Annotated in this window: 20 protein-coding genes; 5 read left to right on the forward strand and 15 right to left on the reverse strand. The window is 45.2% G+C overall.

Annotated features, from left to right (window positions below):
• Positions 1 to 11: 11 nt before the first annotated feature.
• From fabF to MVI27_RS11170, 7 genes are all read right to left on the reverse strand, one after another.
• The gene (gene fabF, locus MVI27_RS11140) at positions 12 to 1,259 is read right to left on the reverse strand and encodes a beta-ketoacyl-ACP synthase II (protein WP_246961820.1); all 1,248 of its coding nucleotides are present in this window, start codon (positions 1,257 to 1,259) and stop codon (positions 12 to 14) included.
• A 24-nt stretch (positions 1,260 to 1,283) separates the two neighbouring features.
• Entirely contained in the window at positions 1,284 to 1,523 is a 240-nt protein-coding gene (locus MVI27_RS11145) for an acyl carrier protein (RefSeq protein WP_002976354.1), read from the reverse strand.
• A gap of 197 nt (positions 1,524 to 1,720) precedes the next feature.
• Positions 1,721 to 3,406, reverse strand: coding sequence for a GEVED domain-containing protein (locus MVI27_RS11150; protein WP_246961822.1), 1,686 nt, complete (start codon positions 3,404 to 3,406; stop codon positions 1,721 to 1,723).
• A gap of 280 nt (positions 3,407 to 3,686) precedes the next feature.
• Positions 3,687 to 4,601 carry a formimidoylglutamase gene (gene hutG, locus MVI27_RS11155; RefSeq protein ID WP_246961824.1) on the reverse strand — a complete coding sequence of 305 codons (915 nt, stop codon included), beginning with the start codon at positions 4,599 to 4,601 and terminating at the stop codon, positions 3,687 to 3,689.
• Entirely contained in the window at positions 4,602 to 5,546 is a 945-nt protein-coding gene (gene paaA, locus MVI27_RS11160; RefSeq protein WP_246961827.1) for a 1,2-phenylacetyl-CoA epoxidase subunit PaaA, read from the reverse strand.
• 25 nt (positions 5,547 to 5,571) lie between these two features.
• Positions 5,572 to 5,835: a hypothetical protein gene (locus MVI27_RS11165; protein WP_246961829.1), complete on the reverse strand. Its 264-nt coding sequence runs from the start codon at positions 5,833 to 5,835 to the stop codon at positions 5,572 to 5,574.
• A gap of 27 nt (positions 5,836 to 5,862) precedes the next feature.
• Positions 5,863 to 6,951, reverse strand: coding sequence for an FAD-binding oxidoreductase (locus MVI27_RS11170; RefSeq protein ID WP_246961832.1), 1,089 nt, complete (start codon positions 6,949 to 6,951; stop codon positions 5,863 to 5,865).
• Positions 6,952 to 7,256: 305 nt separating this feature from the next.
• Here MVI27_RS11170 and clpB point away from each other — a divergent pair, with 305 nt between their 5' ends.
• Both clpB and MVI27_RS11180 read left to right on the forward strand, forming a co-directional pair.
• On the forward strand, positions 7,257 to 9,851 hold the full coding sequence (clpB, locus tag MVI27_RS11175) for an ATP-dependent chaperone ClpB (protein ID WP_246961835.1): 2,595 nt from the start codon (positions 7,257 to 7,259) through the stop codon (positions 9,849 to 9,851).
• Positions 9,852 to 10,443: 592 nt separating this feature from the next.
• Complete coding sequence (locus tag MVI27_RS11180; RefSeq protein WP_246961838.1) at positions 10,444 to 12,375, forward strand: ABC-F family ATP-binding cassette domain-containing protein; 1,932 nt, start codon at positions 10,444 to 10,446, stop codon at positions 12,373 to 12,375.
• A gap of 31 nt (positions 12,376 to 12,406) precedes the next feature.
• Here the strand turns inward: MVI27_RS11180 and MVI27_RS11185 are convergent, their stop codons facing one another.
• The 5 genes from MVI27_RS11185 to MVI27_RS11205 form a co-directional block, all read right to left on the reverse strand.
• A complete protein-coding gene (locus tag MVI27_RS11185) occupies positions 12,407 to 12,544 on the reverse strand; it encodes a hypothetical protein (protein WP_246961841.1) in 138 nt (45 codons plus the stop codon).
• A gap of 130 nt (positions 12,545 to 12,674) precedes the next feature.
• Positions 12,675 to 13,958: a glutamate-1-semialdehyde 2,1-aminomutase gene (hemL, locus tag MVI27_RS11190; protein WP_246961844.1), complete on the reverse strand. Its 1,284-nt coding sequence runs from the start codon at positions 13,956 to 13,958 to the stop codon at positions 12,675 to 12,677.
• 85 nt (positions 13,959 to 14,043) lie between these two features.
• Positions 14,044 to 15,093 (reverse strand): glucosaminidase domain-containing protein, encoded by a 1,050-nt coding sequence (locus tag MVI27_RS11195; protein ID WP_246961847.1) that lies wholly within the window; start codon positions 15,091 to 15,093, stop codon positions 14,044 to 14,046.
• A gap of 51 nt (positions 15,094 to 15,144) precedes the next feature.
• Positions 15,145 to 16,062, reverse strand: a complete 918-nt coding sequence (locus tag MVI27_RS11200) for a 1-aminocyclopropane-1-carboxylate deaminase/D-cysteine desulfhydrase (protein ID WP_246961850.1) — start codon at positions 16,060 to 16,062, stop codon at positions 15,145 to 15,147.
• Between the two features lie 68 nt (positions 16,063 to 16,130).
• Positions 16,131 to 17,300, reverse strand: coding sequence for a hypothetical protein (locus MVI27_RS11205; protein ID WP_246961853.1), 1,170 nt, complete (start codon positions 17,298 to 17,300; stop codon positions 16,131 to 16,133).
• A gap of 350 nt (positions 17,301 to 17,650) precedes the next feature.
• Here MVI27_RS11205 and MVI27_RS11210 point away from each other — a divergent pair, with 350 nt between their 5' ends.
• Positions 17,651 to 18,349, forward strand: coding sequence for a hypothetical protein (locus MVI27_RS11210; protein WP_246961855.1), 699 nt, complete (start codon positions 17,651 to 17,653; stop codon positions 18,347 to 18,349).
• A gap of 84 nt (positions 18,350 to 18,433) precedes the next feature.
• Here MVI27_RS11210 and MVI27_RS11215 read toward each other — a convergent pair whose 3' ends face one another.
• Positions 18,434 to 19,309, reverse strand: coding sequence for a ChaN family lipoprotein (locus MVI27_RS11215; protein WP_246961858.1), 876 nt, complete (start codon positions 19,307 to 19,309; stop codon positions 18,434 to 18,436).
• Between the two features lie 212 nt (positions 19,310 to 19,521).
• The gene (locus MVI27_RS11220; RefSeq protein ID WP_246961893.1) at positions 19,522 to 20,589 is read right to left on the reverse strand and encodes an NADH:flavin oxidoreductase/NADH oxidase; all 1,068 of its coding nucleotides are present in this window, start codon (positions 20,587 to 20,589) and stop codon (positions 19,522 to 19,524) included.
• A 165-nt stretch (positions 20,590 to 20,754) separates the two neighbouring features.
• On the opposite strand from MVI27_RS11220, the gene cdd reads away from it, so the two are divergent.
• A complete protein-coding gene (gene cdd / locus MVI27_RS11225) occupies positions 20,755 to 21,234 on the forward strand; it encodes a cytidine deaminase (protein ID WP_246961861.1) in 480 nt (159 codons plus the stop codon).
• Between the two features lie 30 nt (positions 21,235 to 21,264).
• Positions 21,265 to 22,146, forward strand: coding sequence for a Ppx/GppA phosphatase family protein (locus MVI27_RS11230; RefSeq protein WP_246961864.1), 882 nt, complete (start codon positions 21,265 to 21,267; stop codon positions 22,144 to 22,146).
• Positions 22,147 to 22,171: 25 nt separating this feature from the next.
• Here the strand turns inward: MVI27_RS11230 and MVI27_RS11235 are convergent, their stop codons facing one another.
• Entirely contained in the window at positions 22,172 to 22,915 is a 744-nt protein-coding gene (locus tag MVI27_RS11235; RefSeq protein ID WP_246961867.1) for an endonuclease/exonuclease/phosphatase family protein, read from the reverse strand.
• Between the last annotated feature and the right edge of the window lie 7 nt (positions 22,916 to 22,922).

Genomic DNA, 22,922 nt, shown 5'->3' on the forward strand with positions numbered 1-22,922 from the left:
AGCTGATGAACTTAGATTTTGCTGAACAGCACACATGCGTTGTGGCCGCCAAAACCAAATGTGTTGCTCATTGCTACGTTCACTTCTTTTTCTACTGCCGTATTAAAAGTAAAGTTCAGTCGCGGATCAATATTCTCATCATCCGTAAAATGGTTGATGGTTGGCGGGATAATGCCGTGAACAATAGTCTGGATGGCAGCGATCGCCTCAATCACGCCGGCTGCACCCAGAAGGTGACCCGTCATTGATTTGGTAGAGTTGATATTAATTTCTGCCGCGTGTTCACCGAAAAGTCGGGAAATCGCATTCGATTCAGCAATGTCACCCAATGGAGTGGAAGTACCGTGCATGTTGATATGGTCTACTTCGTCTGCCGTCACGCCGGCATCCTGCAGGCAATTTTGCATCACGAGATAAGCGCCGAGGCCCTCGGGATGCGGTGCCGTCATGTGATATGCGTCAGCACTCATACCGCCGCCTTTCAGTTCGGCATAAATAGTGGCGCCACGCTTTATGGCATGCTCGTATTCTTCCAGAATAATAGCGCCGGCTCCTTCACCCAGAACAAAACCATCGCGGTCTTTATCGAAAGGGCGGGAGGCAGTTTTCGGATCATCATTGCGCGTGGAGAGTGCCATCATCGCATTGAATCCTCCGACGCCGCTGGCCGTCACTGCTGCTTCCGAACCACCGCAGACAATCACATCGGCTTTCCCCAGCTGAATCAGCATTTTGGAATCGATGATTGCATTGGCAGAAGAAGCACAAGCCGAAACTGTTGTGTAATTCGGGCCATGAAATCCGTACTCGATAGATATATGACCGGGTGTTATGTCCGCGATCATTTTTGGAATAAAAAACGGGTTAAATCTTGGAATATCGGTATTGGCCCAGCCCAGAACTTCTTTCTCAAAAGTTTCGAGACCGCCGATACCGGAGCCCCAGATGACCCCGACGCGGTTTTTATCAACCGCTTCATTATTCAGGATGCCCGCATGTTCCACCGCTTCCCGCGCAGCGACGATGCCGAGCTGGGTATTGCGGTCCATTTTTTTGGCCTCCTTTTTATCGAAATGCTGCAGAGGATCGAAATTCTTCACCTCGCAGGCAAATCGTGTTTTGAAGTTGGTGGCATCAAAAAGAGTAGTAGGAGCTGCACCGCTCTCACCTTTCACAAGGTTTTCCCAATAATCTTTGGCATTGTTTCCAACAGGGGTAATAGCGCCGAAGCCGGTTACCACTACTCTTTTTAATTCCATAAAAAATTCTTTGTAAAAAAAATGTTATTTGTTCACTACTTCTTCGATGTATGCAATAGCGTGCCCTACGGTAGTGATTTTCTCCGCCTGGTCATCCGGGATCTGAATGTTGAATTCTTTTTCGAATTCCATGATCAGTTCTACAGTATCCAGGGAATCAGCGCCTAAATCATTGGTAAAGCTAGCTTCCGGAGTTACTTCTGTTTCTTCAACGTCGAGTTTATCAGCGATGATCGCTTTTACTCTTGATGCAATGTCTGACATAGTAATAGATTTTAATTAATTGTTAGTTGCTGCAAAGATATAAAATTCTTTGTCATTTGGATTTTTTTTATGCTTTTTAGCCTGTGTTGTAAGTGTTTTTCAATCAGTGGTTTATTGCAATTTCATTAATTCTGATCTGCAAAAAGAAAGCCGGCCTCTGAAAACAGGCCGGCTAAATTAGTGTTATTTAGGTTGAATTACTGCTTCACAATCTTGAAGGTTTCTTTCTGGCCATTCGCTAAGGTAACATTGACGATATAAATCCCTGAAGCGAGGCGGGTCATATCAATTTTGCCTTCCGCTGCTTTTGCCGATACATTCATCTTTTGACCTGCCACATTGTAAATTAATACAGATTCGATTTTGTCGCTGGTGGAAAGTGTAAGAATGTCTTTTACCGGGTTTGGATAGTAACTTAACTTCGCAGTAGAGCTTATGTTATTCACTCCCAAAGTGGAGCAAATCATTTTGAATACATAATCTGAAGTGCCAATCGTCCATGCATCGGCAGTATCTGAATTTAAGAAAGCGTCTCTACTTCCCAAACCACTCGTGGCTGTGGATTGCCATGCGACCGCATCTGTTTTAACTTCTACCCAATATCGCTTATTTGGGTCCAGCGTAAGTGGCGAGTCAAAGCCTACCGTATTCTTATAGAATTCAAATCCAAAATTATTTCCAACAGATACCTGCTCTTTAATAGTTCCCGTGCGCGTTGTTAACTGAGTACCTGGTTTTCCGGCGTTATCATTATAGACGGTAAAGTTAAAGTACGTCGCTACACCTGCCACATTGATTTCCATCCCGTAAGCAGTCAGGCTGCTGGCACCAACCGGCAAATCAATGGCCAGGCGCTGTGCTTTGTCACCATTAAAGAAGCCGCCATTCTCAATCGTCGCAGAGGTTACTTTGAAATCTTCGCATGTAACCGGCGGAGGCGGAGGTGTGCCACATTTTACGGAGCGGGTGTGTGTGGTCTCGGAACCATCGCAGTTTGCGCTCAAATGCGAATAAAAACGAACAACTCCAGATGTTGCAGGTGTATATTCTACAGATCCTTTACCTCCTGCCAATACGGTGGTTCCACCTTCATTCGAAATTGTAATGTAGAAATTAGCATTCGAAGTGCTAAATGTGTAAGGAACACCGCCCGTTACATTCACTTTGGAATATTCGTTCAAATAGGCAACGGTTGTAAGGTTCACTACCGAGCCGTTACAGGCAGGAGTCACTGTGGAAGTTGGGTACTGCCCGTTAGTTGCTGTTAAACAGCCGGTAGCAGGAGCTGCAATAGTCAGGGTATAATCTTCAACTTCTCCATATTGTTCATCAATGCAAGGGTCGTCTGGTGCTGGATTATCAGAGCCTGTCGCGATAGCCATCACACGCATGCGGTAGGAGCCGGGCTGCGCAGACGCCGGGATCGTAATATTACCGGTTAAGGCTCCTCCGTCTGAAGTACCGCCTCCGAGTCCGGTAGCGGCATTAGTCATGAGTTCGGAGGCTTCGAAAGTGTCATTTTTATTCCAGTCCACCCAGATAGAAACCCGTTCGAACCAGCCGTCGCCTACACTAACTGACACCGGCACTGCCTGTCCGGGCGTTACTGTGGCCGCCATACTGGTAAAGTCGCTGTAGCCGCTGGCGCTGCAATCCGTGGTGTTATTAATAGTTCCAATCGTTACATTGGTAATAACGTCGCCATCACTACAGTCCAGTATTGTTGGCGTACAGTAGGCGAACGGCATTTTGGCTGTGTTGGAAATCATTGCCTGTGCAACGGCTTTCTTGTTGAACGGCTGCACCGATTTTTTGGCAACCGTTTGCCCGAAAACAGCCAATGGTAACATGGCCGCCGCGAGCAGGGATAGTTTTGTTTTCATAAAAAAATAACTTGGTTAATATTTAATGTTTTGCCAAATTAATAAATTAAAATGAAACATGTCTCTTTTTATTAAATTAAAATCATTAAAATTTAAAAACTATTTATCTCGGTACTGCAAATTAGTATAAATTTAATGTTGATGGACAGGATGTGGCGTTGTAAAAAGTGTGGGGTTGGGTTTTTATTTTAAAATATAGTTGTGAATATGTCATCATCTATTGGTTATTTAATAAAAAAACCGCAGCGTCAACTGTGGTTAAATAATTTGTTGTTTCAGTTTATATCATCAGCCATTCATTCACTAAGGAAGCTGCCAACCGCGCAGTTTGGTTTTGAATATCAAACGAAGGGTTAACTTCCGCTACGTCCAAAGCGCGCACTTTCGTACTGGATAAGAGATGCCGGTACAAATGCATAAAGGCGGCATCTGCGAAAATACCATTATACGCAGCGGCAGAAACGCCCGGCGCAACCGCAGCATTGAAAACATCCATACATATTGTTATATAGATAACGTCGACATTTTCCAGGAACTCATCCACCTTAGTATATAAAGAAGGAAGGTTTTCAAAAAACAGCTCATCGGCCAGGATATACTGCATTCCCAATTGGTGCGCGGTATCAAACAGCTGTAAAGTATTGGAATTTCGCTGAATGCCTATATGCAAACTGTGCAGTGTTTCCTGTTGTGCGATTTGCCAGAAACCCGTGCCGGAACTCGGACCAACGTTCGGCTCAACACTGCGGTTGTCAAAATGTGCATCGAAATTGATGATGCCAATTTTCTTATGCGGATACGCTTTTCGTAAACCTGAAAAATGAGCATGCATCACTTCATGACCACCACCGACTACGATGGAACGGGCGCCAGCACTAAGCGCTTTACCGACTTTTTTAGCTAAGCTTTCCTGCGATTCTTCCAGTTGCTGATCAACACATTCAACGTTTCCAAAATCACACAATACAAAATTCGGCTGCACGACCGGAAAATTGGCCATATTCGCTCTGATGATGTCGGGCGCTTCTGCTGCGCCGACCCGGCCTTTGTTGCGGCGTACTCCTTCATCCACGGCAAAGCCATGCAGTACAAAATCATTTGGTTTTACATCACGATAATCAGCGCCCGTAATGACGCGCTGAAAAAGGCGATGATGCAGTACATCATCGCCGTCATATCTTCCTTTCCAGATCATTTAAGCTTCAGCATTTTGGTGAGCGGTTTTTTTACTGTAAGCCATAGCGGCTTCTTTAACCCAGGCATGTTCGCGCTGTGCTTTTCTTTTGGTTTCCAGGCGCTTTCGGTTGCAGGGCCCGTTGCCCTTCAGTACTTCCATGAATTCATCCCAAGGCAGTTCCCCGAAGTCATAATGCTGGCGTTCTTCATTCCACTTTAAATCTTTATCCGGAATGGTCAATCCTAAAAATTCAGCCTGCGCTACGGTAACATCCACGAATCGCTGGCGTAAGGAATCGTTGCTTTCGCGCTTTACACGGTAATTCATTGATTTTTGCGAGTTTGGCGAAGCATCATCATTGGGACCGAACATCATCAAAGCCGGCCACCAGAAACGGTTCAGAGCTTCCTGTGCCAGTTCTTTTTGTTCTTTTGTGCCACGGCAAAGCGTCATCAGGATTTCATAGCCTTGTCTCTGGTGAAAAGATTCTTCCTTGCAAATGCGAACCATCGCGCGGGCATACGGTCCGTAGGAATTTCCCATGAGCATGACCTGGTTCATAATCGCTGCGCCATCTACCAGCCAGCCAATCGCGCCAATATCTGCCCAGGACAAGGCCGGATAATTGAAAATGCTGGAATATTTCGCGCGCCCGGAAAGCATGTCATTATAGGTGCTGTCGCGGTCCGCCGGAATGGTTCCGTTGTTGAGTGTTTCCGTTGCCGCGTACAGATATAAACCATGTCCGGCTTCATCCTGTATTTTAGCCATCAGCGCCATTTTACGGCGCAGGGAAGGAGCGCGGGTGATCCAGTTGGCTTCCGGCAGCATGCCGACCACTTCGGAATGTGCGTGCTGCGAAATCTGGCGAATCAGCAGTTTGCGGTAATCGTCCGGCATCACGTCCTTCGGTTCCACTTTGTTTTCTGCCTGTACGTATGCTAAAAATTTTTCCTGTTCCATTGTTGTTTTCTGTTTTTAAATAAAATCAGGCTTTTGATGCCGTGATGGCATCCTCCTCCTGGAGATACAGCCCGATACGACCTTCCGAAAATTCACCGGCCACAAAGGTTATCGTCTTTTCCGGGGTGCGTATTTCATATTGATTAAAAAGATACGGGTTTCCGCTGAGCGGCCCGATTACCTCAATTTTGCGGTCTGAGCAATGCCAGTAATAATTCCATATATTCAGGCCGTTTACTTTAAATTCTTTGTCTTCTTCAATGAGTGATACAAAATTCCAAGTGTTCATGATTAGGTGTTTTTTTGGGGGCAAAAGTTAAACATCGTAATTCAGCATCACCACATTGGTTGTTGGGTGACACTGGCAGGTAAGCACAAAACCTCGCTCCACTTCCTCTTCCGTCAGTGCAAAGTTTTTTTCCATAAATACTTCTCCTTCCATCACCTGAGCTTTGCAGGTGCAGCACACGCCGCCCTTGCAGGCAAAAGGCACGGGAAGTTTATCCGTCAGCGCCTGATCCAGAATGCTTTTCTTCTTGGAGTTCAGGTGAAACGAATATTCATCATCATCAATAATAAGCGTCACCATGCTTTCAATATTCGGAATGGCTTTGAATTCGTCGCTCATTTCCGAGTTGCTTTCATCATCCGGTGCCGCGTAATATTCATACATAATCTGCAGCGAAGGTACTTTTCTATCATTTTTTAAATAACCCGAAACGTCTTTAATCATATCGGCCGGACCGCAGATGAAGTACGTAGTTTCCTGCACGGGGATCTCCGGGAACCGCTGAAACAGGTCTTCCAGTTTAGGAGCACAGATTCGCCCTTCAAATAATTCATCCTCCGCATGCTTTTCCCGGGAGAGTAAATACACAATCGTCAGCCTGCCCTGAAACTCGATGCCAAGTTCCTCCAGCTCTTTCCGGAAAATAATCTGGTCATAACTTCTGTTGCTGAAGAAAAGGTAAGCGCTGCTTTGCGGTTCCTGATGCAGTGCTTCTTTCAGATTAGAGAGTACCGGTGAAATCCCGCTTCCGGCTGCCAACCCCACATAGGTTTTCTGATTGGAAGCATGATAATGCGTATAGAAATGTCCGTCGGGTGGCATCACTTCAACCAGATCGCCTTCTTTAATTTCATTATTTAAATACGAGGAAACTTTACCATGTTCCAGTTTCTTCACCAGAATTTCCAGATTGGGCTGCTGCTCGCTGGGTGCATTCACGATGGAATAGCTGCGGCGCAGATCTTCACCATTCAGCACAAAGCGTACATTCAGATACTGCCCTTGTTTAAAGGCGTATTCGTGGCGCAGATGCGGCGGAACTTCGAAAGTGATGTGCACACAATCATTGGTTTCGGGGCGTGCCTGTAAAACTTTAAGCTGGTGAAAATGCTGCATAATAATAGTTAAGTCAATTGTTTATGTTAAGTAACAAATATACTTAAATTTTAAAAAAGGCCGGAAAAGGAATGTTTCTTTCATGCATGTGTTTTAGTTCAATCAGGCTGCTTTAATTAATAATAAATCGGAAAATTTGTCTTAAATATATAGGTGATTTGTTTAAATTCGGAAAATATGACTGAATTTAGTTATATTCCAGTAAGAGAATACTTTTTGAGGTAGATGTGCTGTACTGAATGAAACACCAACAGCAGTTGTTTTGAACTCTTTAAGGTACAACTGCCAAAAAACATAAAATCAATATGAACTTAAATCAATTTACGGTAAAATCACAGGAAGCCATCCAGAAAGCACAGCAGATTGCGCTGGAATTTGGCAACCAAAGTATAGAACCTCAGCATTTGCTGGAGGGAATTTTTCAGGTAGATGAAAACATTTCTGAATTTTTATTAAAGAAATCGGAAGCAGAACTCACGCTCGTGCGGGAGCGCAACCGCGAGCAGATTGAAAAACTTTCCAAAGTGGAAGGTGGAAATATTTATCTCTCGCAACCGGCGAACCGTGTGCTGCTGGAAGCTCCCAATATCGCCAAGAAAATGGGCGATGACTTTGTAACCATCGAGCATCTTTGGCTGGCTTTGTTTGAAGTAAACTCCGATGTTTCCACCTTGCTGAAAGATCTGGGCGTAACTAAAAATGCATTGGAAACTGCTATTAAAGAACTTAGAAAAGGTTCCAAAGCAACCTCGGCAAGTTCTGAAGAAACATACCAGAGCCTGAACAAATACGCTAAAAACTTTAATGAGCTCGCGGCAGAAGGCAAACTGGATCCGGTGATCGGGCGTGATGAGGAAATCCGCCGCGTGCTGCAGATTCTTTCCCGCCGAACCAAAAATAATCCGATACTCATCGGTGAGCCGGGCGTGGGTAAAACAGCCATTGCTGAAGGGATTGCGCACCGTATTATTTCCGGCGATGTGCCCGAAAACCTGATGGATAAGACCCTGTATTCACTTGATATGGGTGCGCTGATTGCCGGTGCCAAATACAAAGGTGAATTTGAAGAGCGCCTGAAATCCGTGGTGAATGAAGTAATTCAGTCGGAAGGGCAAATTATCCTTTTCATCGATGAAATTCACACCCTCGTGGGAGCCGGTGGCGGAGAGGGCGCAATGGACGCAGCCAACATTCTGAAGCCTGCCCTGGCGCGTGGGGAACTGCGGGCCATTGGTGCGACCACCCTGAATGAATATCAAAAATACTTTGAAAAAGATAAAGCGCTGGAACGCCGTTTCCAGAAGGTGATGGTGGAAGAACCTGATACCGAGTCGGCCATTTCGATCCTTCGTGGTATTAAGGATAAATATGAAGCACATCATAAGGTCCGTATTAAAGACGAAGCCATTATCGCCGCAGTGGAACAATCGCAGCGCTATATCTCTGACCGTTTCCTGCCGGATAAGGCGATTGACCTGATTGATGAAGCCTCTGCTAAACTGCGCATGGAAATAAATTCCAAGCCCGAGGAACTGGATGTATTGGACCGGCGGCTCATGCAGATGGAAATTGAACTGGCGGCTATTTCCCGTGAAGGTAATGATCTGAAGGTGAACCATCTGAAGGAAGATATTGCGAAAATATCGGAACAGCGAAATGAGATTAATGCCAAATGGCTGAAGGAAAAACAAAAGTCTGAAGACCTGACGGCCATCAAGAAAGAAATTGAAGCCCTGAAACTGGAAGCAGAACGCGCCTCGAGAGCGGGCGATTATGCACGTGTGGCCGAAATCCAGTACGGCAAGATTAAGGAAAAAGAAGATGCGCTGCAGACACTCGAACTGGAAATGCAGAACCACCAGAATGAGCTGATCAAAGAAGAAGTTACGGCGGAAAATATTTCGGAAGTCATCTCCAAATGGACAGGAATTCCGGTTACTAAATTATTGCAGTCGGAACGCGAAAAATTACTCAGTCTGGAAGATGAACTGCACCGCCGGGTGGTGGGTCAGCACGAAGCAATTGAATCCGTGGCAGATGCTATTCGCCGGAACCGCGCAGGTCTGAATGATGAAAAGCGGCCTATCGGAAGTTTCCTGTTTCTGGGAACGACCGGTGTGGGGAAAACAGAGTTGGCCAAAGCACTGGCTGAATTCCTCTTCGATGATGAAAATAATATGACGCGGATTGATATGAGTGAATATCAGGAAAGGCATGCGGTTTCGCGTCTGGTTGGAGCGCCTCCGGGATATGTGGGTTATGATGAAGGCGGGCAATTAACGGAAGCCGTGCGCCGTCGTCCGTATTCGGTAGTGCTGCTGGATGAGATTGAAAAAGCGCACCCCGATGTCTTCAATACCTTACTGCAGGTTTTGGATGATGGCAGGCTGACTGATAATAAAGGACGGGTTGTGAACTTTAAAAACTCTATTATCATTATGACTTCAAATCTTGGGTCGCATCTGATTCAGGAAAATTTTGAACAGATTACAGATGATAATGTGGAGGAGATTGTGGCGAAAACCAAGGAAGAAGTTTTTGGTCTGCTGAAACAAACCCTGAGGCCGGAGTTCCTGAACAGAATCGATGAAACGGTGCTCTTCAAGCCATTAAACAAAAAAGAGATTGGTAAAATAGTGCAGTATCAGCTGCGCGGTTTCAACACGATGCTGGAGAAACGCGGTATTATTATGACCGCCACAGAAGATGCAATACAGTACATCACCGATAAAGGATATGATCCTACTTTCGGTGCACGGCCACTGAAACGCGTGCTGCAGCAGGAAGTGCTCAATCGTTTGTCCAAAGAAATCTTAGCCGGAAAGGTAAATGACGGCGACCGCATTACATTGGATTACTTCCCTGAGTCAGGACTGGTCTTCCGGCCAACTGAATTATAAATTACTATTTGAACGTCCGGAAATATCCGGACGTTTTTTGTAAAGAATTAAGTCAGCACAGGGTGTTAAGCTTACAGCTAAAATATTTATTGATCGAACAATTTAATAATGTTATCTGCCGTAGCAATTGAAGTATTCCATTCTCTGCAGATTTGCCTCTAAAGTGATGTATCTAAATACTTTTCACATTGGAAATTACCTTCTGCCGGACACTAAAACATTCATTCCGACAAAAGTCTCCTTTTTTTAACTGTGCTCTGAATAATATAACTTTAAATGGTTGTTTAAGAAAGATTGAGGAATGCGGATTTCTGTTTAAACACCTGGCAATGTTATGCGATGCATTTTAATTTAAAGATTAACATTTAATATTTTGTTTTTCCAAAAAATAAGTCAATATTTGCAGTGTTCTAATGCTTGCGAAAGCGAAGAATAAATTTTTTTTCATCATTTGTGTTTTTAGAATCCATCAGTCATGATGGGTTCTTTTTTTTGCCCTTATTCTGGCTAACTGCAATACGGCCAACTTTTTCCATTTAGTTTGCGTATTTTTGCCGCTCGAAAATTCGCATCTTTACAAGCATACCATATTATGATTTCCGTCCAGGGTCTTGGCCTGCATCATTCAGGCAACTATCTTTTTCAAAATGTAAATTTCACCATCAAAAGAGATGATAAAATCGGCCTCGTGGGGAAAAACGGTGCCGGTAAATCTACTTTGTTGAAAATGATTTCCGGTGAGATCAACTTTTATGAAGGAAACATTGTACCCGAAGGAAACGTAACCATCGGCTTTCTGAAGCAGGACCTCGATTTCGTGAAAGGACGCACCGTCTGGAATGAAACGCTGCAGGCTTTCGAACAGATTAATGCGATGAAGACCGAACTGGACCAAGTAAATCACGAGCTGGCAACGCGCACCGATTATGAAAGCGATTACTACGAGAACCTCATTCACCGCATGACGGAACTCAACGATTTGCTGATGCACCACGATGCCTATAACCTGGAAGGTGATGTGGAGAAAGTACTGTTGGGCTTAGGTTTTAAAGCAGACGATTTTCATAAAATCACCGACGAATTCTCCGGCGGCTGGCGCATGCGCATTGAATTGGCCAAACTGCTCTTGCAGAAAAACGACCTGATGCTGCTGGATGAGCCGACCAACCACCTCGATATGGAATCCATTATCTGGCTGGAAAGTTTCCTGAAAGAGTATCCCGGCGCCATTGTCCTGGTGAGCCACGATAAGCAATTTATGACCTCGGTGTGCAACCGTACTTTCGATATTAACAACCGAAAAGTTGATGATTATAAAGCCAACTATACCAAATATCTGGAGCTGAGCAAAGAACGCAAGGAGAAACTAACGCAGGCCAAGAAAAACCAGGATGCGGAAATCAAGCAGATGGAAGACAACATCAATCGCTTCCGGGCTTCAGCTACAAAAGCTTCCTTCGCGCAATCGCTTATTAAAAAGCTGGAAAAAATCGAGCGCATCGAGATTGATAATGAGGATGTATCCAAGTTCAATATTCGTTTTGTACAATCAGTTGTGCCCGGCAAAGTTGTATTTGAAGCGAAAAATCTGGGTAAAGCCTATGGCAACAAGCAGGTTTTTGACAAGGTTGATTTTTACGTGCAGCGGGGCGAGCGCATCGCTTTGCTTGGCCAGAACGGGCAGGGGAAAACAACGTTGGCGAAAATTCTTTCCGGCGAAATTAAAGATTATACCGGCGAATGGAATCTGGGGCATAATGTGAACATCGGTTACTTCGCACAGAATCAGGAAGAGGTGCTCACGCCGAATAAAACGGTTTTGGAAGAAGCCGAAGATGCCGCGACCGAAGAAACCCGTCCGCGTGTGCGCGACCTGTTGGGAAGTTTTCTGTTTCAGGGAGAGGATGTACAGAAGAAAACGAAAGTGCTTTCCGGAGGAGAAAGAAACCGGCTGGCCTTATGTAAACTTTTGCTCCGCCCGTTCAACACGCTGATTATGGACGAACCCACGAACCACCTCGATATTCAGTCTAAAGAAATCATTAAACTGGCCCTGCAGAAATTTGAGGGGACACTGATTGTGATTTCGCACGACCGGGAATTTTTGCAGGGATTGTCTGATAAGATCTTCGAGTTCCGGGATGGCCGCATGAAAGAGTTTCTAGGTGACATAAATGAATATCTGGAATTCCGCCAAAAGGAAAGCATCCGGGAAATCTCTGCGGAGAAATCTAAGCTGCAGGAAATGCGTGGCGAAACTCCGGAACAAGAAGTAAAGACGACGCCGGTTACGGAAGAAAAGAAAACCGGTTTCGTGAGCAAGGAACAGAAAAACCTGCAGAACAAAATCAAAAAGGTAGAAGAAAAAATCTCTGATCTGGAAGCCAAAATTCAGGAAATGGAAACCAGTTTCACCAAACAGAATCCCTCTGAAGAAACACTCGAAAAATACAACTCCCAAAAAATTGACCTGGAACTCGCCCTGGAAGAATGGGAGTTTCTGGCGACGCAGGTGGAAGGGTAGAATTGGAGGAAAGCTGACAGTGAGTCAGCTTTTATCTTTCAAGAAATGCTTCGTTATACCCCTTCTGAAAAGCTGTAACACTGCTTTTCCAGTTAACCACAGATTCAATAGCAAGAAGGGTAAGCATTCCGATACAAAAAGCGATTACGTCGCGGCGCGTGACTTTCATTTGTGTTAATTTTTAAGGTTTGTGTGAAAACGAATATAGAAACATTACCGCTGCTGCGCAAATGTTTCTATAAAGATTAAAACGGAGTTTCCCGAGATAAAAAAAGAGCAACCTGCGTTGCTCTGTATTTTTAAGAATATTCAAACTTTCGAATGGCTTCCAGCGTACGGTCAATCTCCGTATCACGGATGGCGTCCGAGATGAACCAGGTTTCATACCCACTTGGTGGCAGATACACACCCTCGGCAAGCAACTGATGGAAGAAGTTATTAAACAATGCATGATTTGCCGCTGCTGCTTCGTCAAAATTGGAAACCGCATGAATGTGAAAAAAGATGCTCATCATCGAACCTTTGCGGTTGATGCGGTGTTCAATAGATTTTTCATTCAGAATTTTGCCAATTTCAAAATCCAGCGTTTCGGTGGTTTTGTGCAATCTGTTGTAGAAATCAGGGTCGTTTTTAATGAGTTGCAAAGTGGTCAGTCCGGCACGCATTGCCAATGGATTGCCACTCAGCGTTCCGGCCTGATAGACCGCACCTTTGGGTGCCAGATGGTCCATGATTTCATTTCGCGCCGCAAAAGCTCCCACCGGCAAACCGCCGCCAATCACTTTGCCGAAGGTCACGATATCCGCTTTAACATTGAATATTTCCTGCGCACCACCAAAAGCCAGACGGAAACCCGTCATCACTTCATCAAAAATTAAAAGCGCGCCATGCTGATCACACAGCGTGCGCAGTTTTTGCAGAAAATTATTTTCCGGCAGTACGCAACCCATATTTCCGGCAACCGGTTCTATGATAATGGCAGCGATTTGCCCTTCATTGTGGCGGAAAAGATCTTCCACCTGATCGATGTCATTGTAACGCGCCAGCAAGGTGTCTTTCGCTGTGCCGGTCGTCACACCCGGAGAGTTCGGGTTTCCAAAGGTGGCCGCACCGCTGCCGGCTTTGATTAAAAATGAATCGGAGTGCCCGTGGTAACAGCCTTCAAACTTAATAAACTTCTCGCGGCCTGTAAATCCGCGCGCCAGCCGGATGGCACTCATGCACGCTTCCGTGCCGGATGATACCATTCGGATCTGGTCGATGTTCGGTACATTTTCAACGATAAACTTGGCGATTTCGGTTTCCAATTCGGTAGGTGCGCCAAAGGTAAAACCGCTCTCCGCCTGTTTCTGCAGCGCAGCGAGCACGTCGGGATGGGTGTGCCCCACGATGGCCGGGCCCCAGGAATTGATATAATCGATATACGTTCGGTCATCAGCGTCCGTCAGGTACGCGCCCTTGGCTGATTTCATAAACACCGGGACACCGCCTACGGATTTAAAAGCCCGAACCGGGGAGTTTACACCGCCGGGAATGTAGCGCTTGGCTTCGTCGAACAGTGCGGAACTTCTTTGATATAACATGTTGGTTTAAATATTTAAAGACAGCCATTGGCAAGCGAACCGACCTATCGCTTATTGATTTTAGTAAAGAAAAATGCGCAGGCAATTACCCGCGTGGCTTCCGTCCCTGCAGATAGATTACCTGCCCTGCAATAGGTTGTTGCCCGGCTGACATTCTGTTTTTAGAATATAATTTACTGAGCTTGATGCCAAATTTTTGTGCGATGTCATGCATGTTTTCGCCGGCTTGCGCCCGGTACGTGGGTGTATTTCCCGTTGAGGCTTTGGCTTCCAGGAATAGGATATCATTGCGCTGCAGTTGGTCGCTGCTCAGTTCATTCCATTTGATTAGTCTGCTTTCAGGAATACCGTACTTTTTTGAGATGTCTCCCAAGGCTACGGTATTGGGAATCACCACAAATTTCTTTCCGCCATTCGGGTGGCTTTTAATTAAAATAGTTTGCAGTGTTTCCGCGCGGGTCACCATTTTATCCACTTTGTGCTGTTGGCGCGCATACGAGGTTTGCTCATACGGGACCTTAACCGTTACCGGTCTCGATGAGGCTTTATTCTGGTCTAGCTTTGCCATGAATACCCGGTCATTCTGCAGGTCCGGATACATTTTCAAAACCGTAAAAAGAACTTCCCGGGAATTGGTGCGATCGAATTCATACAGTTTATTCTTTTCAATCTTATCGATGAGAATATAAGCATAGCGGGGATTGGTGGCATACCCTGCTTTTTTCAGGCCGTGTGCCCAGCCGCGGTAATCATATAAATCTAGTGTGAAAAGATTGGTGTAATACTTCCGGAACGCCAGAAATTTCGAGTGGTCTTCGTATGACTCTCTGGGATCATCATACACACGGAAGCATTCATTCGGCGCATCATCAGTATGCTTCATCGTTTTTCCGGTCCAGTCTTCTTTGCATTTAATACCAAAGTGGTTATTTCCCTGCTGTGCCAGCCGGCTCTGTCCGCCGCCTGTTTCGAGTAATCCCTGCGCCAGGGTGATGGAAGCCGGAATTTTATACTTTTCCATTTCTTCTACCGCATACTGCGCAAATTTCTGAATGTACTGTGCATCAGTTTTCCAGCCTTGGGCATGAATTTGTGCACACAACACGACCGCAAAAGCAAAAAATGTCTTTCTCATAAATGTATAAACTTAAATGATATAAAGCATTAATGGTTTTTTAAAAAGAAATCACACACTGTGGGTGAAATTAATTTCAGGTTTGCCGGTGCGGCGCAGTTTTTCGTTTGCTCCCTGAATTCCCTGCAGACCGCCGGTATGAAAGGCCAGAATCCTGCTGCCGGGCGGAAAATAATTATCATTAATCATGAGTATCAGTTTACGCATCATTTTGCCTGTGTACACCGGGTCGAGCGGGATGCCGTATTGCCGGTGAAAGTTATTTATGAAACGCACATTTTCTTCAGTTATTTTGCCATAGCCGCCGTCGTGTGCTTCCTGCAGTTGTATGGTTCCTTTGGTTTTCAGGGAATTAATGGTTTCTGGTAGGGATAAATCCTTTACGACTGCAAAACCCAAAACCTGCTGATGGTCAGTGCAAAAACTCGCAAGTCCTGCTGCCGTGCCGCCGGTTCCAACTGCGGTGCAAAGATAATCAAAAGATTCCGTTTGCTTATTCAGCATATGTTGTACGCCCTGCACAGCCGCCGCATTGCTGCCACCTTCCGGAATAAGCAAAGCGCCCGGGAACACTGCTTCCAACATAGTCGAACAGGCAGATTTGTTGCGGTATTGCTGGCGTGTTATAAATCTGAACTGCATACCGTTTTCAGCTGCCTGCAAGAGCGTAGGATTCTCCTGCCAGCTGTTGGCCAGCTCTTCACCGCGGATAATTCCCAAGGTTGCTATTCCCAAATCTTTTCCCAATGCAGCGGTAGCCGCGATGTGGTTGGAATAAGCGCCGCCGAAAGTGATCAGCTGTGGTTTTACTGGCTGTTTCGCCAGATAATTATTAATGTTATAAAAAAGCTTCCAGTATTTGTTGCCCGAAATGGCCGGGTGCACCAGATCTTCCCGCTTGATAAAAAGGGTGATGTTTTCTTTTACCTTGATCTCCACCAAAGGAATTTCATGTACGGGAAATTTCATCGGGCAAAGTTCCTGATTTTTGAGGTAACATCTCCTTTATATTATAGAACAAATGAAAAATAACAAATTCAGGATAATTCCAATTGGGTGAGCTGATGGCGGTACCAGCTGAAATGGGTGTCGCGGATCAACAGCTGCAGTTGCTTAAATAATCTTTTGGGCTCGGCCGGTTCCGCGCAGTGTATGGTCAGGAACAAGTACAGAATTTCATAATATTTGCGCCAGCCAAAGTCCAGGCGGTCCAGCTGTACCGTTGCCAATAATTGGCGGCAGGTTTCTTTCTCATTTTTTCGGCAGGCGGCGGCGGCACATAAAATCTGCCATGCCGTATCATGGCTTTGCTTTCGCTCCTGGGGAACGAATTTGCGGTCGCGGTATTGCTGTTCGGTATTGTGCGCAATCAGAAAGTCCATTTCTTCGGTTCGCTCCGTGTAAATCAAATACTCCAGGACGCTAGATTCAAAACTGCAGACGGAATGACGGGAAGCATCCAGATATTGTTCACGGGCCGTTAGCATTTCTGCCCAGGTTTGCATGAACAGTTTTTCATTTCCTATATAATCTGCATACAGCAGAATTACGCCATATTTTCGCCCGGCTGGCAACACATAAACTTCTTCGGTCAGTTCGGTTTCAAATACTTTCTGAAAATAAAGTTCCATCAGCGCGGTATTTTCAGACAGGAAGGCACCCATGAAAAGAAAACCGTAAGCAAACAGTTTTGCTTCGTTGTCATCATTATATTTCAGATACTCATGAAAGTATTGGGTGTACACCGTGGCGGCCATGTCGCGCATGGGGTGATGCTCCAGAAAATACTGTCTTGCCAGTGGGTAGGAGAGCAGATCATGATGTAAGGTAATCAAAAGTTCGGGCGAGGAGGCGATTTTGCGGCAAAGGTCTTCGCTCAGCTGCCAGTAATCCGGCGTGGGTGCATCACCGGAAGCTTCGGTAAAAAAAGAACTGAGTTCATTATGCAGTAACTTATTTTTAAAGTCGGCATAATTAACAGTGCCACAATATTGAGCCAAACTGTCCAAAGTATAAACAGAGTAGCCGCCGGTGTATTTAATAAGACCGAAAAACCTGCGAATGCTCTGGGGACTGATGGTGATTTTAAAATCTTCTTCCAGTTCTGCTGATAATTCTTCACAATCCCTTGCGGATTGCAATGGTCGTCCAAATTGCTGCTGTACTTGCTTTCGCAGCAGTTGCAGGCTTTTCATTTCCAGGGGCATAAGTCAAAATTCTGGGGTTGCAAATGTAAACAAAAATCTGTGTTATTAAAATTGTACAAAATTGTACTCAGGTTTTTCGGGGATGATCTCTTATTTTTGCATCGCAAGCATAACTATAGTTGCATGGTTTGCAAACACAAATGATGAAAAGCTTACAACGTCCGTTCCTGCGGGCGTTGTTTGTGTATATAGACGTTATAAACATCCATATAAATTTTAGCGTTTCCTCAACGGGAGTTAAAATATTGTTGATGCAAGTATTTATTTTTAATATAAAACGGACATCTTCTGTCTGACTAACGCAATACATTTGATGAAATAAATCATAAGTATTCTAAAAACACAAGCACATGAACACAACATTGTATGATGAAGCATTAAAAAATGTAAAAGGTCTCACCTGGCTCCCCTGGGTCGGAAGAGAGTTTGCTGAACAGCAGCGGCGGTTACTCGTCGTGGGCGAATCTCATTACGCACAGGGCAATACCGAAGAAGAATTTAAAGAAGATGTCCGGTGCCAGCAACACCCTGATTTCACCAGGAATTTAGTCCGCGAAACTGAAATTGAAAATTTGTACCCGATCACTTTGCTTCAGAATTTCTGGAAAGCTTTTTTCAGTCACACGCCGACCGATTCTGCGCATTATAATAAGGTTGCCTTTTATAATTTTATCCAGCGCCCGATGGATTATCGCGCGGCGACAAAGGATGCCGGCAAAGCGGTGCCGGTCGCGGAGGACTTCAAAAACGGCTGGCAGGTCTTTCCGGAAGTGGTTCGCCTGCTGAAACCGACCGATATTATTGTGCTTAGCCTCACAGCCGGAAAAGGTTTTGGCAATTTAAAAATAACACCGGGTGTTTCAGATTTTAAGTATGAATATGCCTCAAAAATTCAGGAGGTCTTGCCACTCACCGGTTCTTTCACGATGGATGGCCATCCTGTGCAGGTTACTTTTATAAAGCATTGCTCTTCTTATTTTTCACCCGCTGCCTGGCACGAGTTTCTGTTCAACCGACATCCGGCAGTGATGAGTCAGCTTTCCCGATAAAAATTTTTGGAAATATATTTATACAAATGGTGAAAAAAAACGCAGCGTTCAGGAAGGCTGCGTTTTTTACTTTAATTTTTAAATTTATTCGTAGGTTTTGGTCATGTCGGCCGGTACCACCAGGTTATACTCGGTGTACAATCTTTTGTCTGCTGGCAGAGGGAGTTTTTCTTCTTCAGATTCGAAAACTGTAATCACAGCAACTTTCAGATTTGGATCTGCTTTCTTTAAATACCAGTAAATTCCGCCGTATTCTTTACTGTGGTAATTTCCGTTGTAATGAATAAAAACGGTTTCGTGTTTTCGGGCACGCAAAATAGATTCTGCCATCGTTGCATCCTTCACTGCCTGCGCGGAAATAAAATTCATAATCTGCAGGTTGCTCGCGTGGTCGCCCATCAGCGTTTTCATCTCCGGATAGCCCGGCGTTTCCAGACTCACGATGATGGGCAGTCTGGCAATCCACTGCCGGTCTGCTGCTGGGAGTTTGTCTAAAGAGCTGATGGTTTCTTTTGCTACCTGTGTAGCATAGCGCCGCGGAATATTGGTCGCTACAAACGGCAACTGATGGTCGCGCGCGAAATCCAGCAGCGGTTTATAATCCGTCCCGAAATTATTCCACAACCGCACAGAATCCTTGAGCTGCTTTGCCGTCAGCGTACCGGCCAGATATTGATCTAATCCTTTTTGATTATCCCGCTCAAACATTTCCGCGCCCAGTATAACTTTCTGTTTTTTATGCTGATAGATCGCTTCTGTCAGTTTCAGCTGCAGCCAATGATTGATGGAATTATTGTGCATTTCACCAAACAGAACCACATCATAAGCTGATAAATCTTGTGCTGCTTTGGCAACCGTTGTTGCGAGTCCTTTTTTATTATAAAACTGATAGGCGCCCAGATCCTGAGCCTGCACCCTACACACCAGGGATAGGAGTAGTGATAACAATACTTTTTTCATCTCTAAAAAATAAACAACCGTTTCATCGCCGCAGCGTAAAACGGTTGTTAAATTACCATTTAATTTCTATACGGATTTTTGCTTCAGCCGGAGTGGGCAGTTGTAAGTTTCGCTCGGTAACTGTCAAGGTCAGCGTTTGAAATTTCCAACTGCTTGTCTATTTAAATAGTTGATATGGTGGTTTATTTGTGATGCAATAAAGGATTATCGTGCTATTTACCCGTTTTAGCCGGCTGCGGCTTACCTCGCTCGTATTGTTCCGGAAAAGCACAATCCTGATGATGTGTAAAAGAACTGTCCACCGGCAAATACGGATTGCGCAGCAGTTCGCGCCCGATGAAAATGAGATCGGCCTCGCCGTTTTGCAAAATCTCTTCCGCCTGTCCGGCAGTTTTAATGAGGCCAACCGCGCCGCTGGCCATATCCGCTTTTTTGCACACCGCTGCTGCCAGCGGAACCTGATAACCATCAAACAAACTGATGCGCGCGCCCTGAATATTGCCACCGCTGGACACATCCACCAGGTCGCACTGATGTTCTTTCAGCAGTCTGCTCAGGGCGACACTTTCCTCGATATCCCAGCCGCCGTTCGCATATTCAGTGCCGGAAATACGCACGAACAGGGGATGATTTTCATCCAGTTCCTGGTTCACCGCACCCACGATTTCCAACAGGAACCTCACCCGGTTCTCAAAACTTCCGCCATATTCATCGGTGCGGACATTGGAGAGCGGCGACAAAAACTCATGAATTAAGTAACCGTGTGCGGCATGAATTTCAATCACATCGAAACCGGCTTCCACAGCGCGTCTTGCGGCTAATCGGAAATCCTGTACCAGTTGCTGAATTTCTTCGGCGGTCAGTTCATGCGGCGGCCTTTCTCCTTCGGCATACGGAACAGGAGAGGGCGCAACGGTAGTCCAGCCTTCCTCTTCCGGCAGCTGGACACCATTCCAGGTAGATGCCTTGCGGCCGGCATGCGCCAGCTGAATTCCGGTTTTAGAGCCGGAGTACATATGTATAAAATCGGTTACCTTCCGCCACGCATCGCGTTGTTCATCATTCCAGATGCCGGCGCAGCGGTGGGTAATCCTCCCTTCCGGCACGACGGCCGTTGCTTCGGTGATGATAAGTCCCGCGCCGCCTTGCGCCCGGCTGCCGTAATGCACCAGATGGAAATCATCCACCATACCCTCCGTGCTGGAATACATACACATCGGCGACATCACCCATCGGTTGGGGAGTTCAAGATTACGAAACTGAATAGGCGTATATAATATCATAAATTTTAAAATTGATTTTAGCTCAAATTTACAAAATCTGTTTCTTTACCTGTTTTATGAAAAGATAACTTTCGGCAGAGCAGGTCGCAACCGAACCCAATACCTCCCATCGATGCGGCAGTTCGGCGAAAAAGAATTACCTTTACCCTCCGATTTTTACCAATGGAAAAAGAAATCAAAATCAGTTATCAGGCGATTGCCGCTTACGAGAACTTAGATGAAACGGAAAAACTGCTTTTCGATAAAGCACATGAAGTACGCGAGCTGGCCTATGCTCCGTATTCCAACTTCACGGTAGGCTGTGCCGCACTGCTGGAAAACGGCGAAATCGTTACCGGCAGTAACCAGGAAAATGCGGCGTATCCATCTGGTTTATGTGCCGAACGTACCGCTATCTTCTGGATTGGTGCCAATTATCCCGGTGTTGCTATTAAAAAACTTTTCGTTATCGGCGCGCCGCGTGAAGCCACAGCGTCTACGCCGATTCCCCCTTGCGGAGCCTGCCGCCAGTCTATTCTGGAGTATGAAGCAAAACAGGACTCTGAGATTGAAATTTACTTTGCCTCGCTGGGTGGCGCGATTTATAAAACAAAATCCATTCGTGATTTGTTGCCGTTCTCGTTTGATGCTTCTTACTTATAAGGAGTACTCAATTTTAAAATAAAAAAATCCTTGAGACTAGCCGCCATTGATGTAGGCAGTAATGCCGCGCGTTTATTGATTTGTGAAGTTCACACAGACGCATCAGGCTGTGTCCAGCTGCAAAGAATTAATCAGTTGCGGGTACCGGTACGGCTTGGACTGGATGTTTTCACAACGGGTGCCATTAGTATTGAAAAAGCCGTCCTGCTGGCGGATACGCTGGACGTTTTTAAAAGGCTAATTCAATTGCATGAGGTGGAGCGTTTCCGGGCATGTGCTACCAGTGCGCTCCGTGATGCGGCGAACGGAGAAGAAATCACCCAAATGGTTTCCGAAAAAGCAGGCGTGGAAATAGAAATTATTTCCGGGCAGGAAGAAGCAGAACTGATGATGCATTCCCTGCCTGAAAATATGCTTCGGAAAACAATTCCAACGCTTTTCATTGATGTGGGTGGCGGTTCCACCGAGCTCGCTCTTTTTTTTAAAGGTAAAAAGGTATATGCGCAGTCCTTCAATATCGGAACGCTCCGCATGCTGGCTGATTCTGTGAAAGCAACCGAATGGAAAAAACTCAAAAAAGAAGTGGTTGCCCAGATCGCTCCTTATAAATCCATTGCGGCGGTAGGGTCCGGCGGTAATATCGGCAAGGCGTTCTCGATGAGTAAACTTAAAGAGGGAAAAGCAATTCCCGCCACGTTTCTGGAAACCTTGTATAATGATTTAAAACCGCTGTCGGTGCCGGAGCGAATCACGCAGTACCAACTGAAGGAAGACCGCGCAGATGTATTGGTGCCGGCACTTTCTATTTACAATCAGATTCTGGAACTGGCCAAAGTCGATAAAATATTTGTTCCGAAGATTTCAGTATCGGAAGGAATTATCCGACAATTAATGATGCAAAAGGAATCGTAATATTATTGCCAAAGTGGATACAGTATCAAAGATATTCGCCTGCAGTTCCAGACAATTTCTCATAATCAAATTCGAAACAAATCGGCAAATGGTCACTTAAATTAAGCCATTTTCCTGTTTCTCCAATCTTTACTTTTGTCAGAGTCTGACTAAATATTTCGCTGCCGAAAGCATAATCAATATGATAACTCTTATTAGTTCGTCTGTTCATATAAAATGTCGGCACACTTTCCAAACCTTGTGCTTCTTTAAAAAATGAATGATACAGACTGATGATGCCTAGGTCACTAAGTTCTGAAACAACATCAGAATGATTCCACCAGCGATCCCACTTGTCCCAAATGCTATTGCTGTTGAAATCTCCTATTATCAAACTATTTTGAAGATGATGTTTGTTAAGCTGTAAATATTTCCATAATTGTCCGATATACCCGAAAGTAGGAGAATTATTATAATGATTCCAGACGGCGAGTAAATTAAACTGCTGGTTGATGCGGCATGGCAGAAAATGTTTAACCTGATGACCGTTAAATATATTTGTCCAATTCAGATGGACCAGATCTATATCTTTTTTTGCAAAAACGCCGATACCCTTATGCTTTGAATCGCCTGTCCATAAATAGTTTGAAGCCCACTCTTTATATTCCGAGTTTGCGCTTTCGGCAGGGTTTTCACATTCCTGTATAATATAAAGGTCGGCATCAAAAGCGGTGCATTGTTCGAACTTTTTTCTAAACGCACCATTGCAGTTCCAGGTGACGATTTTCATTCTATGC

The sequence above is a fragment of the Chryseobacterium salipaludis genome (assembly GCF_022968825.1).
In the GTDB taxonomy this organism is placed as follows: domain Bacteria; phylum Bacteroidota; class Bacteroidia; order Flavobacteriales; family Weeksellaceae; genus Kaistella; species Kaistella salipaludis.